Here is a 16,629-nt window from a genome sequence, read left to right as displayed (position 1 = left end):
CTTGCCGTGTGACTCGCAGCGGATAGATTGCTTCCGTGCCGCCGAGAAATGCAGCGGCGATCGAAATCCTGTGACGGTCGCCTACCGCGACGACGCGACAATTTTGGAAACGGGGACTCAGCCATTTCAGTGCACGCTCACCACGCCGAGACCGCCACGACTCCGGTCGTCAGCTCTTTTACCGAATGGGATCCGCTCGAGGAGGTCGTCGTCGGCCGGCTGGCCGGCGGGGTTTTCCCGGCCTGGCAGGATTCCATGATCGCCACCATGCCCGACGAGGGCGTCCGGGCCTTCAAGGAATCGGGCGGCCGGCCCTTCCCCGCCGAGCACCTGGCCGCGGCCGAAGCCGAGCTGGACACCCTCGCCGCAACGCTGGAGGGACGCGGCATCAAGGTCGTCCGCCCCGATGACGTCGACTACGGGCGCGCCTTCTCCGCCCCGAACTGGCAGAGCCCGGGCGGCATGTCCGGCGGCATGCCCCGCGACCTGCTGATCGTCGTCGGCGACACGATCGTCGAGGCGCCCATGTCCTGGCGCTGCCGCACCCACGAGGTGGACGCCTTCCGCGGCCTGATCAAGTCGTACTTCCAGCGCGGCGGCGGCTGGCTGGCCGCTCCGCGTCCCCAGCTGAGCGACGAGCTGTTCGACGGTGATTTCAACCCCGAGACCGAGCAGGGCTACGCGATCTCGGAGTTCGAGCCGGTCTTCGACGCCGCAGATTTCATGCGATTCGGGCACGACATCATCGTGCAGCGCAGTCATGTGACCAACGAATTCGGAATTAACTGGATGAGGCGGGCCCTCGGTCCCGAATTCCGTATTCACGAGATTCCGGTCGACGACCCGCACGCCATGCACATCGACGCCTCGATCGTGCCGCTCGCACCGGGTAAACTCCTGGTGCACCCAGAGCGCTACGTCCCCCATCCTCTTTTCAAGGACTGGGAAATTCTCGAGGCTCCGAAGCCGGTGCTGCCGTCCACGTGGCCGATGTACTTCTGCAGCGCGTGGCTCAGCATGAACGTGCTGTCCCTCGACGAGCGCACCGTCGTCGTCGAGCGGCAGGAGGAGCCCATGATCGAGGCGCTCACCGCCTGGGGCTTCGACTGCGTGCCCGTCGACTTCCGGCACGTCTACTCCTTCGGCGGATCGTTCCACTGCGCCACCTTGGACGTCCGTCGTCAGGGCTCAGGGGGGCGCTACCTCGGCTGAACGGGGAGCACCCCGGCCGAGGAGCCGACCACCGTACGACGTTGACAACGGGCGGGCACGCCCGGACCGGCGACCACGGTCCGGCCGTGCCCGCCCGGGCCGCCCTGCACGGGGCGGGGCCCGGTGGACCGGAGGGCGTCATGAACGCCCCGCACGCCGGGCGGAGACAGGGGATCAGGGGATGGGAATGGCAGTGGCTCAGGGCGACGCACCACAGGACGAACCGCTCACCTTCCTTCGGGAGGCGGCGAGCCGTGGAGTCCGCTTCTTCCTCGGGGACGGCCGGCTGCGGTCGACCGGCGCCGAGGTGCTCACGCCCGAGGAGCGCGCGTACGTCCGGGAGAACAAGGCGCACATCATCGCGGCCCTGCTGCCCCGGACCCAGACGATCCCGGCCGCCGACGGGGGACCGGACGCCGCGTCCGCTGACCTCGCTCCCGTTCCGCCGAGCCACCAGCAGGAGCGCCTCTGGCTGCTCCACGAGATAGCCGAGCGGTCCGAGGCGTACAACTCGGTCAGTGTCCTCGAGGTCCGCGGCCCGTTCGACCCCGACCGGTTCGCCGAGGCCCTGCGCGGTGTCGTCGCCGACAACGACGCACTGCGCACCGTCTTCCGCACCCGGGGTGCCGCCGTCCACCAGGAACTCCTCGACGACGGACCCTGGATCTGCCGATTCCGCGCGGACACGGCGGAGGAGGCCGAGCGTCTGGCCCGCACGTTCGAACAGGCCGAGTCGGACCACCAGTTCGACCTGCGCAACGACGTACCGGTGCGCTGTCGCATCGTGGCCGGTCCCGAGGGCTTGCACCACATCGTCCTGAACATCCATCACATCGCCTGCGACGGCTGGTCGATCTCGCTCATCCTGGACCGCCTCGCCGCGTACTACGAGGACCCGCGCCCCGGTCCCGACTCCCCCGTCCGCCCCGACCGCGCCTACCGTGACTACGCCCGCTGGCAGCGCACCACCCTGACCGGAGACGTCCTCGACAGCCTCGTCGACCAGTGGGAGCGCCGCCTCGCCGGAGCCCCGCTGCGCCACGCCCTGCCCACGGACTTCACACCCGACCCGGCGGCCCACCGCCGAGCGGACGTGGTGCGCCGCACCCTGGACACCGAGGCGTACGCCGCCTTCCGGAAGGTCTGCCTGGCGGACGACGCGACCGAGTTCGCCGGCCTGCACGCTCTTCTCGGCATCCTCCTCGCGCGTATCAGCGGCCAGGAGGAGACGGTGGTCGGCAGTCCGATCGCCAACCGGGAGCAGCGGGACATCCACGGCACCATCGGATTCTTCGTGAACATGATCTCGGTGCGCGGCGCGGTCCCCGCCGAGGCCACGTTCCGGGAGGTCCTCGCTGTCAAGAAGGCAGAGACGGAGTTCGGTTACACCTTCCAGCAGGCACCGTTCGAGAAGGTCGTCGAGCGGCTGGCGGAGGGCAGGGAGGAGCACACCACCCCCGTTTTCCAGATCGTGCTCGTCCTGCAGAACAACCGGGTCGCCCGTCCCGTCTTCGGCGGTGCCGTCACCGAGGAACTTCCCGAAGCACACCGCAACAGCCGCTTCGACCTCGAGATATTCGTCCACGGCGACGGCGAAACCTGGGAGATCGAGTGGGTGTACCACGACGGCCTCTTCGAGCGCGCCACCATCGAGCGCTGGGCGGACTGGTTCGCCGCCCTGCTGTCCGAGGCCGCCGAACACCCCGACCGTCCGGTGGCCGACCTCACGGCCCTGGCCTCCGGAGCGCCGGCTGCCGTCGAGAACCGTCCGGCGTCTGACGCCCCAGCCTGGAACGGCGGGTCCGCCGTGCTCGACGTGCTGCGGCGGATCGCCGCCGTCGCCGCCGCCGAACCGGACCGGATCGCCGTGTCCGACGGCCACCGGCAGGAGACGTACGCCGGACTTCTCGACGAGGGCCGGCGCACCGGGGCCGCGCTGCTGGCCCGTTACGGCCCGGACGCGGTGTATGCACTCGCCATGGACCGCTCCGTGGAGCTGGTGCGCGCCGTCGTCGGCATCCTTGCCATCGGCGCCACCTACGTCGTCGTGGACCGGGACGACGCAGCCCCCCGCCGGGCCGCGGTCCTGGAGAGCAGCCGCCCGGCGTGTCTGCTGGTGGCCGAGGATCTGCCCGACCTGAGCGCGCAGGCCGCGGCACACGGCATCGACGTCGTCGACGTCCGTACCCTCCCAGCGCCGGACGAGCCCCTGCCGAACCCGGCGGAGGTCTCCGCCGACCGCGACCTGTACCACGTCTTCACCTCGGGCTCCACCGGCCGCCCCAAGGGCGTCCGCGTCACGTACGGGAACCTCTCTGCCTACCTCGGCGGCGTCGTCCCGCGGCTGGGGCTGCGCGCCCGTGCCGGGCACGCCTGGCACTCCAGTCCGGCCACCGACTTCGGCAACACCGTGCTGTTCGGCGCCCTCGCCACCGGCGGCCGCCTGGAGATCGCCACCCGGGACGACGTCCTGGACGGCGCCGCCATGCGGGCCTTCCTGCGTGAGCGTGCCGTAGACGTCCTGAAGATCACGCCCAGCCATCTCGAAGCGCTCCTGGAGACGCACCCGATCGCGGAACTGCTGCCGCGCACGACGCTGGTCCTCGGCGGCGAGGCCGCCTCCCGCGCCCTCATACGCACGTTGCGGACCGTCCCCCCGGACATCCGGGTGTTCAACCACTACGGACCGTCCGAGACCACCATCGGCGTCTTCGTCGCGGACTTCGCCGACCGCGACGAGCGCGTGTTCGCGATCGGCCGGCCACTGCCCGGCATCGAGTTTACCGTCGAGGACGAGCACGGAAGGCCGGTGCCCTTCGGCACCGCCGGCGAACTGGTCCTGCGAGGTCCCCAGGTGGCGGCCGGTTACCTCGGCCGTCCGCTGGACGGCACCGGCCCGTTCTTCACCGACGGGGCCACCCGTGGCTACCGCACGGGAGACCAGGTGCGCCTTCGCAACGACGGCCAGGTCGTCTTCCTCGGCCGCCGCGACGGCCAGGTCAAGATCCGTGGTCACCGCGTCGAACTCGGTGAGATCAAGGCAGCGCTGGAGTCCGAGCCGAACGTCGCGCGCGCAGAGGTGCTGGTCCTCGGCGGCCCCGACGAGCCGCGCTCCCTCGTCGGTTTCGTCCAGCGTGCCCGCACCGCGACCGCCGGGGAGCGGGCCGCGGAGCCGGGCGACGGCACCGCCACCGTCGACCAGTGGCGTGAGTTCTACGACTACGCGTACAGCGAGCGGGTCACCGGAGACATCGAGTTCAACACCTCCGGCTGGATCAGCTCCTACACCGGCGAGCGGATCCCCGAGGCCGAGATGCGTGCCTGGCTCGACTCCACCCTGAGCCGGATCACGGCGCTGGGGCCGGTCAGCGTTCTGGAGATCGGGTGCGGCCTCGGCATCATCGCCTACCCGCTCAGCCGCAGCGTCCGCTCCTACCTCGCCTGCGACTTCTCGTCCTCGATCATCGAGGCGAACCAGGCCAACGCCCGCCTGATCGACACCGGCGACCTCACGTTCTTCACCTGCGAAGCGGCCGAGATCGACCGGTACGCGGACCGAGTCCGCGCCGCCGGCGTCGACACTGTGATCATCAACTCGGTCGTGCAGTACTTCCCGAACGCGGCGTATCTGGAATCGGTGCTGGACAAGGTCCTCGCCATCGACACCGTCCGCCACGTCTTCGTCGGCGATGTCCGCAACACCGACCTGCTCGACGAGTTCAGCCTCTCCCTGGTTGACGCCCGCGACGCCGCCCTGCCCGAGCCGCGCCCCGCGATCGAACGGTTGCGCCTGGCGCGTGCCCACTCCGACGCCACCGGTGAACTGCTGCTGTCCGACCTCTACTGGGAGGAGTACGCCCGGACGCGAACAGACGTGGCGGGCCTCAGCGTCCTTCCGCGCGTCAGCCGGTACTCCAGCGAACTACTCGACTTCCGCTACGACGTCGTCCTCACCAAGGACGCGTCGCTGCTGGCCCGCCCGGCAGCCGGTCCGGCCGTCCGCGAGGGCGGCCCGGCCGATCTCGACCGGCTGCGTGCCGAAGTGACCGCCGGGGCCGTCGACATGGCCGTGGTACGGGGCGTGCGCAACGACCGCACCGCCGCGCACTGCGAGAACCTCCATGCCATCGCGTCGGGCGTCGCCGCGGCAGCCGCCCGCCGGGCCGTGCCGAGCACCGGCCGGAGCGAGATGGACGGGATCCTTGCTGCCGCCGCGGCAGACGGGCTGCACGTCAGCGCCCACTACGCCCGCGACGAACACGACCGGCTCAGCCGGCTGGACGTCGCCCTGTTCTGCGAGCAGGGTGCCTCCGGGCTGGCCGACAGCCGGCACCTGGGCACCCGTCAGGGCACCACCGCCCGCGTCCGCCCGCTCGTCCACACTCCGCCGGCCGACCCGCACGGCAGGGCCTGGACGGACGGGCTTGCGTCCGCCCTCGCCGGCGTGCTGCCCCGCCACATGTGCCCGGACCGCATCGTCGAGGTGCCGGCCTTCCCGCTCAACAAGACGGGCAAGACCGACCAGCGGGCCCTGCTCGCGCTCGTACCGCGCCGTACCGCGGAAGACGCCCTCGGGAACCTCGCCGACGACCGTGAGCGGCGTCTCGCGGAGATCCTGCGCGGGCTGCTCGATCCCGGCACCCCGATCGACCGCGAGAGCGACTTCTTCGCCATCGGCGGGCACTCCCTGCTGGCGACGAAGTACGTGCACGCCGTCAACGAGGCGTTCGGTGTCGATCTGCGGGTGAAGGCGGTCTTCGACCGGCCCGTGCTGCGCGAGTTCGCCGACCTCGTCCGCGGCGACGCGGGTGCCGCCGGTGCCCAGACCACCGGCGACGAAGCCGCAACGGCTGCCGCCGACGGTGGCGCCCAGGTTGTCGACGGTGCCGCAACGGCTGCCGACGGCGCCGCGGCCCCTCCGACCGCCCTGGACTCCGTGCCGATCTCACCCCTTCAGCAGCGCTTTTGGACCATGGCCCAGGCCACCGGCCCCTCCACCCTCTACAACTCGCTCACCCTGCTGGAACTGTCCGGCCCGCTGTCCGCCGACATCCTGACGACCGCCTTCGGTGACGTCGTCGGCCACCACCGTGTGCTGCGCTCCCGGTTCCACGCGGCGGACAGGAGCGTGATTCTGCGCGCCCGCACGACCGAAGACTACGCGCTCGCCCGTCTCGACCTGCCGGGCCTCGACATCACCGGCGCCGAGCGGATCCTGCACGACCGCCTCAACCGGCCCTTCGACCTCCGGACAGGCCCCCTCCTCGACGCGGCCCTGATCACCGCGGCGGACGACCGCCACTACCTCGCGATGGCCATTCACCACGCCATCTTCGACGGCACATCCGAGGAACTGTTCATCGCCGACCTGCGCACCGCCTACGAGGCACGCCTCGCGGGCCGGACGCCGCGGTGGAACGAGGACGGCACGGGGTTCCTGCGCCATCTCGCCACCGCCCAGCGGCCCACCGCCGACAGCACCGCGTTCTGGGTGCGTCACCTGTCCGGCGCCCCCGTCCTGCACGCCCTCCCGCTCGACGGCGAGCGCCCGGAACGTCTGACCCCCCAGGACGGCGCGGCCCTGCACACCGTGCTGGAGGCCGAAACCACCGCACTGATCACCGATCTCGCCCGGCGCCACCGCACCACCACGTTCGTCGCCCTCAACACGCTGGTCGCGCTGTTCGTCTCCTTCCTCTCCGGCGAGGACGACATCGTCATCGGTTCCCCGGTGGACTGCCGTGAGACGCAGGACGACGGCCGTGCGGTCGGCATGTACGTCAACACCGTCGCCTTCCGCCACCAGCTGGAATGGAACAGTCCCCTCGAGGCGGCCGTCGTCCGCGCCAGGGAGTTCTTCCACGACGCCTTCGCACACCTGGCCGTGCCCTTCGACCACGTGGTGCAGGAACTCAACCCGCCGCGCCTCGCCGGCGCCAACCCGGTGTTCCAGATCATGCTGGCCCTGCAGCCGGAGGGCTCCGAGAGCTTCCCCTTCCACACGGGACACGGGCGTAGCGTGAAGGCGGCGACCGTGGAGTCGAAGTTCGACCTCACCCTCAACGCGAAGATCGTCGACGGACGGCTGCACGTCCACTGGGAGTACGCCAGCGCGCTGTTCTCGGCCGAGCGCATCGCACGCACCGCCGACCTCTTCGAGTCCTTCCTCCGTGCCACCGCGGGGCACCCCCAGCTCCCGCCCGCCGCCCACCAGTTCACCGGCGTCACCGGCCCTGCCGTCCAGGGCACCGACGTCGCCCTGCTCAGGGGCCCGGCCGTGCCCCTGACCGACACCACCTGGCTGGACGCCCACGCCCGTGTCGTCGCCGCGCACGGCGACCGGCCCGCGATCCGCACCCCGCAGGGCGACTCATGGGACCACCGCACCCTCGACGCCCGTGCCGACGCCCTGGCCGTGCTCCTGCACGGGCGCGGGGTCCGCCCCGGCGATCTGGTCGCCCTTACGCTCAGCCGGTCCGCGGAGTCCCTGGTCGCCGTCCTCGCGGTCAACAAGCTCGGCGCGGCCTACGTCCCCATGGACTCCGAGCACTTGCGCCGCGGCGCCGCGGACCTGCTCGAAACCCACGGTATCGGCTTCGCCCTGGTCGAGGACGACGACCGTGACCGCTACCGGGTCCGTACCGTGACCCGCTCGGAGTTCCCGGCGCCCGCACCGGGCGTCGCCCCGCCCGCACACCGCCCCACCGGCACCGACCTCTGCTATGTGATCTTCACTTCGGGCTCCACCGGCCGTCCCAAGGGCGTGGCCGTGACCCACCGCGCGCTCACCAACTACCTCGCCCACTGCGCGGGAACCTACCTGGAACACGGTCCCGAGGACGCGGTGGTCGCAGGCCCGCTGTCCTTCGACGCCACGGTCACCACCACCCTCTTCGCGCTCTGTGCCGGGCTGACCCTGCGGATCGTCGAGGAAGGCGACGAACTGCCCGGACTCCTCCGCGAACTCGGCCCCGGCACGGGCGGTCCGCGGCTTTTCAAACTGACCCCCTCCCACCTCCTGGCCCTGGCCAACCTCGGTGCCGCGCGGGAGATCCAGCCCGACCGCCACACCTTCGTCATCGGCGGGGAGGAGCTCAAGGCGGGCGTGGCCGCCCCCTGGTACCGGGCCTTTCCGAACGGCAGTCTGTTCAACGAGTACGGCCCTACCGAGACCACCGTCGGCTGCATGGTCCACCGCGTCGCCGAGGCCGATCTGGTCCGGGGGTCGGTCCGGCTCGGTACCCCGATCTGCAACACCTCCATCGCGGTCGTGACCCGGGGCAGCCTTTGCCTGCCCGACCAGCGCGGCGAGATCGTCATCCTCGGCGAGAGCCTGGCCCGCGGTTACCTCGACCCCGGGCAGACCGCGGCGGCGTTCCGTCCGGTGGCCGCCCTCGACGGCGCGACCGGTTACCACAGCGGTGATCTCGCCGCGCTCACCGGCGATGGCCTGCGCTACCACGGGCGTGCCACCCGGGAGGTCAAGATCCGCGGGTTCCGGGTGAACCTGCCCGAGATCGAGGCCGCCATCGGGAGCCTGCGCGGCGTCACGGACTGCGTCTGCGATGTCTCCCCCGACGGCCGCAGGCTGTATGCCCACGTCGTGACGGACGACTCCATGCCGCGCACCACCGCCACCGAGACGGCACTGCGCGACACCCTGCGCAGGCAGTTGCCCGCCCACATGGTGCCCGACACGCTGTGCCTGCTGCCCACGCTGCCGCTCACCACCAACGGCAAGGTCGACCTCGGCCGACTCCGACGCGACGCGGACGCCCGCACCCCGAAGGCCGCGGCGGCCACCTCACCGGCCAGCCCCGCCTCCGTCACGCGTCGGCTGGAAGAGGTCTGGCAGGAGGTCCTCGGCACCACCGAACCCCTGCCGGTCGAGGTGTCGTTCTTCTCCCTCGGCGGCAACTCCCTGTCCACCACGGTCTTGCTGCGCCGCATCAACGAGGAGTTCGACGCCGGCCTGACCCTCGAAGAGCTCTACCGCGAGAGCACCCTCGCCGGGCAGGCGGAGCTGCTGGCCGCCCGTCCCGGCCTGCCGTCGGCACCGGCGCAGACCGCAGCCCCCGTCTCCTTCGACCTGACCCCCGCCCAGAGCCGGCTCTACCTGCTGGAGAAGCTGGGCACCGGCGCCGACTACGTCAACCCGATCTGCTTCCGCCTCGCCCCCGGTGCCGACCTCACCCTGCTGCACCGGGCACTGGAAGCCGTCCTCGAGCGGCACCCCCTGCTCACCTCGCGGATCGTGGAGGAGGGCGAGCGCCTGGTCCTGCACCCCGGACCCGGGACGATCACCGACCACATCGCCGCGCCGCGCCCCTGCGCCGACGAGGCCGAGGCCGCCCGGCACCTGGCCGAGGCCCGCCGGGAGTCCGTCAACATCTTCGGCGGCCCACTGTTCCGCGCCGGCTGCCACCCCCTGCCCGACGGGTCGGCCCTGCTCCAGATGGTCGTCCACCACGTCGTTTTCGACGGATGGTCGGAGCGGATCCTCCTGGAGGACCTCGCGGCACGCTACGCCGAGCTCGCCGGGGGAACCGCACGCACTGACGCGCCGAGTCCGCTGACCTTCGCACACCACGCCGCCGCCCTCGCCCGGCAGGACTCCGCCCGGGACACCGCTTGGTGGATCGAACTGCTCACCGGGGCGCCCGCCTGCCACAACCTGCCCACCCTCGACGGAGGACGCAGCGACCGGGAGAACCCGGCCGCGGCCTTCCACCGGGTCCTCGACGACGCTGAGACCGCCACCCTCACGGAGACCTGCCGGACCTGGGGGGTGACCCCCTTCCACCTGGTGCACACCGCCCTGGCCCTGGCCGTGTGCAACATGAGCCACGAGGACGACGTGGTCATCGGTGTGCCCACGGCCAATCGCGGCGACACACGGCACCACGACACCATCGGCCTCTTCATGGAGACCCTCCCGCTGCGCACCCGCATCGGCGGAGCGGACGTCACCTTCAGGGAGCTTCTCCACGCCAACCGCGCCATGGTCACCGCCGCCCTGGGGCGCTGCGGGTTCCGTGTCGAGGACGTCCTGGGAGCCTGCGCGCCCCACCGCGACGGCAGCAGAAACCCCCTCTACCAGATCATGCTGTCCTTCAACGACGAGGGCGGGGAGACCTTCCGCCTCGGAGACGTCCTGGCGGAACGCTTCCTGCTCCCCAGCGGGCCCGCGAAGCTCGACATCATCGTCGACGCCAAGATCATCGACGGCGCGCTGCACCTGTTCTGGGAGTACGACCCCGGTCTGTTCGCCGGGTCCACCGTCCGCGCCCTGGCCGCCCACCTCGAGGAGTGGCTGCACTGGAGCCTGGCCGATCCGGACCGCCCGCTCGGCACGTTCACCTCGGGGGCGGACCGCATCCTGTCCACCACCGCGCCCGAGCGGCCCCCCGTCCGCCGCAGCGCGTACGAGCGCTTCCGCACGGCGTGGGACGGACGTGCCGGCGACATCGCCTACACCGAACGGGACATCCGCCTGAGCGCGGCCGGGCTCCACGACCGCGTCGACGCTCTCGCAGCCTTGCTCGCCGCCCGCGGCGCCGGCCGCAAGTCCGTCGTGGCCTGCCTCTCCGGACAGGTCCTGGACCATGTCGTCACCTTGCTGGCCTGCTCCCGCGCGGGCGCCGTCCACGTACCGCTGGACACCTCCAACCCGCCCGAGCGCATCCGGGAGATCCTCGCCACCGTGGACGCCGACGTGGTCGTCGCCGACGACCCGGCAGCGGTCCCGGCCCCGTACCCGGCGCTCACGACCGGCGACGACGCGACCGGGATCCCCGTCCCGCCGCCCTGCCCGGGCGGGCCGGCCTCGCCCTCCCACATCATGTTCACCTCCGGCTCCACCGGCCGCCCCAAGGGTGTCCGGCTCGGCATCACCTCGTTGGACGCGTACGTCGACGGCATCAACGCGGCGTACGGTGGCGCCGACGCCGTCGTCGCCCAGTGCGGCAACCCCGCCTACGACGTGTTCATCGAGGAGCTCGGCCTGTCCGTCCTCGTCGGCAACCGGCTCGCCGTACTGCCGCCCGAGGAACGCGCCGACCCCGCCGCGTTCGCACGCTTCGTCGCCCGCGAACGGGTCACCCACCTGCCGCTGCCGACCTCCTACTGGGCCTTCCTCGTGGCCTCCATGAGCGACGAGGACTTCGACCGGCTGCGCGACGTCCGCGTCTGCGCCGTGGGCGGGGAAGACTATCCGGCCGGCGCCGCACAGACCTGGTTCCGTCATTTCCCGGCCGGGCCCCGCCTGTTCAACGTCTACGGTCCCACCGAGAACGGCCCCGTCAGTCTGGTCGGCGAGATCCTCCCCGACACCCCGCCCTCCACCCTCGGCGCGCCCCTGAGCGAAGTAGTGTGCGAGGTCAGGTCACGGTTCGGCGCTCCCGTCCCCGTCGAAGGCCGCGGTGAACTGGTGGTTCAGGGACCGCAGTTGTTCGACGGCTACGTCGGGGGAGCGGCCGTGGCCTCGTATCCGACCGGCGACGTCGTCCTGCGTGACGGCACTCACGGACTGCGCTTCGTCGAGCGCGCCGGAGCCATGATGAAGATCTCCGGCTTCCGCGTCGAGCCGGGCGAGTACACCGCCCTCCTCACGGACGTACCCGGCATCGAGGACCTCCGTGTCACCGCCAACCCCGAGCGCACCGGCGTGATCCTCTACGCGCTGCTGCGGGAAGACGCCGCCCCCGAGGCGGAGATCGCACGGGCCGTCGCCCGGCGCGTACGCGAGTCCCTGCCCGGCTACATGCGCGGCCACCGGCTGCGGTTCTGCCGGGAGATCCCGCTCACACCCAACGGCAAAGCCGACTTCCGGGCCCTGGCCGAACGCTCCTGGGCCGCTCCCGAACCCGCCCGCGCACCCGAGAGCGACGGCGACGCCGTCGGGCCCCGTGCCGACGTCCGGGAACTGTGGCGGACCGTCCTGCCCGGCACCCTCGTGGACGACCACCGCGGCTTCTTCGACCACGGCGGGACCTCCTTGACGATGCTCCGGCTGCTCACCCTGCTGAACGACCGGTTCCCCGGCTGCTTCGAACTGATCGACCTCTACGAGAAGCCGTCCGTCGACCTCCAGGCGCGGCACGTCCACGAACGGACCAGGGCCGACCGGAACACGGCACCGGCCGCGCCGACCGCCCGGGAACGACTGGCCCGCAAGCGCAGGGCCCGACGCGAGACAGGAAGTGGGAAGTGAAGACCTTCGAAGCCTTCAAAGCCATGAGGTCGGGGCCCGTGGCCCGCCTGGTGCTGGGCTCCTCGGCCAGCCGGCTCGCCACGTTCGGCTTCAACGCCGCCATGGCGGTGTACCTGCTGGACCTCACCGGCCGTGCCACCGACCTCGGTCTCGCCCTGCTGGTCGGAACCGTCCCCTTCTTCGCACTGAGTCTCGTCACCGGCGTCGTCTGCGACCGCTTCAACCGCAAGAACATCATCCTGGTGTGCGACGCGCTGCGCGTGATGGTCGCCGTGGCGTTCCTGCTGGGAGCGTGGATCCTCGACAACGACGCCACCGTGGCACTCGTCTACGCCACCGTCTTCTGCTTCTCCGTATGCGAGTCGTTCGTCACCACCAGCTTCTCCAGCATCGTCCCCGATGTCATCGACGAGAAGGACATCCTGGACACGAACAACCTGCTGTTCGGCATCGGCGACACCATCCGCATGATCGGCCCCGTCGTGGGTGTCCTGCTCTACTCCACCGCGGGCTTCGCGGCGACCGCCATCAGCACCGCGGCCCTCTTCGCCGCGGGCTTCCTGTGCCAGCGCGGAGTCGCCTACACCCAGTCGAGGGCGGCCGGCAGTGGCGCCCGGGGCGTGCGTGCCGTGGCCCGCGAGGAACTGGGCATGTTCCGCAAGCTGGTCACCTCGGACACCCGGCTGACCTCGCTGATGGCCAACGGGTTCACCACCCACCTGTTCATGTATCCCTTCATCACGGTGGGCCTGCCCTTCGTCATCACGCAGGTCTTCCACGCCGGATCCGTCGAATACGGCTATCTGGAAGCCGTCTGCGCCGGCGCCGGCATCCTGTCCCTGCTGGTCGTTCCCCACACCAAGCGCTGGGGCACGTCCACGAGCCTGGCGGTCAGCATGGGCGCCATGATCGCCGGCGCCGCCGTGTTCCTGATCCTGCTCATCGGTCCCGCCGTCGACGCCATGACAGACGAGACACCGCTGCGCCTGGGCGTGCTCACCCTCGCCTGTTTCCTCCTCTTCCTCGCCTTCGGCGTCTACGGCACCTACTTCGTCAGCTTCATGCACTCGAACGTGCCCAGCGAGATGCTCGGCAAGGGCCAGAGCCTGGTCATGATGTTCAACGCCCTGGGCCGGATGCTCGGTTTCTCCCTCTTCGGCCTCCTCTTCGACCACTCCCTGCAGGCCGCGGTGGTCGTGTTCGTCGTCGGGATGAGCCTCAAGATCCTCGTGCACCTGCCCTTCGTCAGGGCCGACCGCCGCCATCGCCTGGCCGCCGCCGCCGACGCACCGGCCTTCGACACCGCGGAGGGACGATGACCTTCGACGACCGCATCGCCATCGTCGGTGCCCACCTCAAGCTGCCGGCCGGCATCGACACCACGGACGGCTTCTGGAGGCTCCTGACGGACGGCCGGGACGTGTTCACCCGCGGCCCCGTCACCGACGGGCACGTCGGCCTCACCTCCCACATCCCCGACGCCCACTGGTTCGCCGCCGAACCCTTCGGGATCTCGGACTACGAAGCCGGCCTCACCGACCCGCAGCACCGCCTGCTCCTCGAACTCGCCTGGGAGTGCCTGCGGACGGCCGGCTCCGGCGAGGACTCCGTGACCGGTGTCTTCTCCTCGTGCAGCCCGTCGTCGTTCTTCGAGGAGATCCTGCTGCACCGCCCCGACCTGTGGGCCCGCAACGTCAGCCAGATCCTGGAAGGCACGCAGGGCGACTACCTGGCCACCCGGATCGCCTACCGGCTCGGCCTCACCGGTCCCGCCCTGCACATCGGCACCGGCTGCTCCTCCTCGCTGGTCGCCCTCAACCAGGCGGTCCAGGCCCTCAACGCCTTCCAGTGCGACCGCGCCCTGGTCGCCGCGGCGAGCATCCACGCCCCCAGCGAGACCGGTTACGACGTCCGTGAGGGCGGCATCTACTCGGCCGACGGCCGCTGCCGGCCCTTCTCGGACGACGCCAACGGCACGGTCCCCGGCAACGGCGCCGCCGTCGTCCTGCTCAAGCGCCTCGAAGACGCCCTGGCCGACGGCGATCCCGTGCACGCCGTCGTCCTGGGAAGCGCCGTCAACAACGACGGGAACCGCAAGGCCGGCTTCACCGCCCCCGGCCTCGAAGGACAGCTCGACTGCGTCACCACCGCCCTCGACGTCGCCGAGCTCGAACCGGACCGCGTTTCCTACATCGAGGCCCACGGCACCGGCACCCGCGTCGGCGACCCCATCGAACTGCGCGCCCTGGCCAAGGCGTACGGCCCGGCGGGCCCCGGTGGCCGGCACGTCGGTTCCGTGAAGGCCAACATCGGCCACTGCGACGTCGCCGCCGGCCTGTTCGGCGTGATCAAGTCGGCGTTGATCCTGACGCACGGCACCGTGCCGCCCCAGATCAACTTCACCGCCCCGACGACCGCGCACGACTGGTCCGACGGCTCGCTCAACGTCGCCCGCACCGCCGTGGACCTGCGTGCCGGCCGGGACGCGGACGTCCCGCTCATCGCGGGTGTCTCCTCCCTCGGCGTCGGCGGCACCAACGCCCACGTGCTGCTCCAGGACGCCCGCAGCCTGATCGGCTCCGGCGAGGTCGCCCGCCGCGCCCCCCGCCCCGTCGTCCGGATACCGGGCCGCATCCCGTACGAGCCTGTCGTACGTCCCGAGGCCACCGCGGAGGGTACGGCTGCCGTCCCGGCCGCCCTCGCGGCGCCGGCAGCGCACATCACCGACGCGCAGCTGCTCGAACTGTTCTCGCAGCACACGGCGGAACCGGTGACCGCGATGGACGAGGACTTCTTCGCGTTCGGTGGCGACTCCTTCGGTCTGCTGCACCTCCTGGACGAGATCGACCGCCTCACCGGAGTGGAGCTGTCCGTCGAGGAGTTCATGGCCCAGCCCACCGGGGCCCATGTCCGCGCCCAGCTCGGCACCGCAGGTGCCGAGGCCGCCCCGAGCGACGGGACGGCCACCGGCGGCACCGCGGACCGGCCCGCCGGGAACATCACCGGCGGGGACGGCCCGGATGCCGAGGTCATCGGTGCCCTCGCCGGCCGGTACGCCGGTCTGAGCATCGCCGGGACCGCCGCCGACCCGGACGGCCCCGTCCTGCTGACCGGTGCCACCGGCTTCGTCGGCTCACACGTCCTGGCCGAACTCCTGACGGCCGGACGGCGCGTGGTGTGCCTGCTGCGCGGAGGCGAGGAGCGCCGTGCCGACCTCGTCGGCCGACTGCGCCCGACACCCGGCTGGGACCGGACCCGCGAGGACCTCCTCAGCTGCGTGGCCGGCGACATCACCCGCCCGCGCCTCGGTCTCGACGGCGCGCAGTACGACGCGCTCGCCGAACAGGTCGCCTGGGTGATCCACAGTGCGGCCGCCGTCAACCACGTCTACCCGTACGCGAGCCTCGCCGCCGTCAACACCGACAGCGCGGCCGGCATCGTCGAGTTCGCCGCCACCGCCCGCCGCAAGAACCTCACCTTCGTGTCCACCACCGCGGTCTTCACCACCACGGCATACGCCCCCGGCACCGAGGTCACCGCCGGTCCCGTGACCGCGCTCCCGCCGGAATCGGACGGCTACGGCCGCTCCAAGGCTCTTGCCGAGCACCACTTCCGCCTCGCCGGTGAACTCGGCCTGTCCGCCGTCGTTCTGCGGATCCCGAACGTCTTCGGAGACCGCACCACCCGCCGGATCAACGCCGGCGACGCGATCTGGAGCTGGACCAAGGCCATCCTCGCGACCGGCCACTACCCGCGCAGCTTCGACCTGAGCGGCGACGAACTGTTCCAGGCCCTGCCCGGCGACGTGGTCGCCCGGGTCGTGACGGAGGAAGCGCGGCCCACCGGCCTGCCCGGCTGCAGCTTCGTCAACGCCGCCCCCAACCTGGTGTGCAGCTCCCGCGGCATGCTCGCCGGACTGCGCGCCGCCGGCCACCACCCCGAACCGCTGCCCGACGGAGACTGGTACCGGATGGTCGCGGGCCTCGACGCGAACGAGGTGTGGGTGGCCGCCCTGGCCGGCAGGCTCGCCGACCGGCCCGAGACCGGCCGGCCCCAGCGCCTGCACCGCTTCCCGCTGGATGAGCACCCTGCTGTCGCCGAGGTCGTCAACCACAACGCCGTGTGGTCCCCGGGCGACCTCGCCGGCTACCTGGCGGCGCCCGAACTCGCCTCCCCGACCGCCCCCACGCGCACGGAGCACTGAC

General features: G+C 71.4%; 4 protein-coding genes. All 4 read left to right on the top strand.

What is annotated here, in order from left to right; all coding sequences use genetic code 11:
* Positions 1 to 129: 129 nt before the first annotated feature.
* The 4 genes from AC07DA_RS08235 (at position 130) to AC07DA_RS08220 (ending at position 16,628) form a co-directional block, all read left to right on the top strand.
* Positions 130 to 1,212 (top strand): amidinotransferase, encoded by a 1,083-nt coding sequence (locus AC07DA_RS08235; protein WP_479125709.1) that lies wholly within the window; start codon positions 130 to 132, stop codon positions 1,210 to 1,212.
* Positions 1,213 to 1,399: 187 nt separating this feature from the next.
* On the top strand, positions 1,400 to 12,424 hold the full coding sequence (gene dltA / locus AC07DA_RS08230) for a D-alanine--poly(phosphoribitol) ligase subunit DltA (protein WP_479125707.1): 11,025 nt from the start codon (positions 1,400 to 1,402) through the stop codon (positions 12,422 to 12,424).
* A complete protein-coding gene (locus AC07DA_RS08225; RefSeq protein ID WP_479125705.1) occupies positions 12,421 to 13,743 on the top strand; it encodes an MFS transporter in 1,323 nt (440 codons plus the stop codon). The genes dltA and AC07DA_RS08225 overlap by 4 nt, the downstream gene beginning before the upstream one ends.
* A complete protein-coding gene (locus tag AC07DA_RS08220) occupies positions 13,740 to 16,628 on the top strand; it encodes a beta-ketoacyl synthase N-terminal-like domain-containing protein (RefSeq protein WP_479125703.1) in 2,889 nt (962 codons plus the stop codon). The genes AC07DA_RS08225 and AC07DA_RS08220 overlap by 4 nt, the downstream gene beginning before the upstream one ends.
* Position 16,629: the final 1 nt, after the last annotated feature.

Source organism: Streptomyces sp. NPDC044921 (assembly GCF_056432865.1).
This window is presented reverse-complemented; position numbering and strand designations above follow the sequence as displayed.

Excerpts from the sequence above, each read along its gene's own strand:
- dltA (WP_479125707.1), top strand. The coding sequence starts at position 1,400 with ATGGCAGTGGCTCAGGGCGACGCACCACAGGACGAACCGCTCACCTTC.
- AC07DA_RS08220 (WP_479125703.1), top strand. The coding sequence starts at position 13,740 with ATGACCTTCGACGACCGCATCGCCATCGTCGGTGCCCACCTCAAGCTG.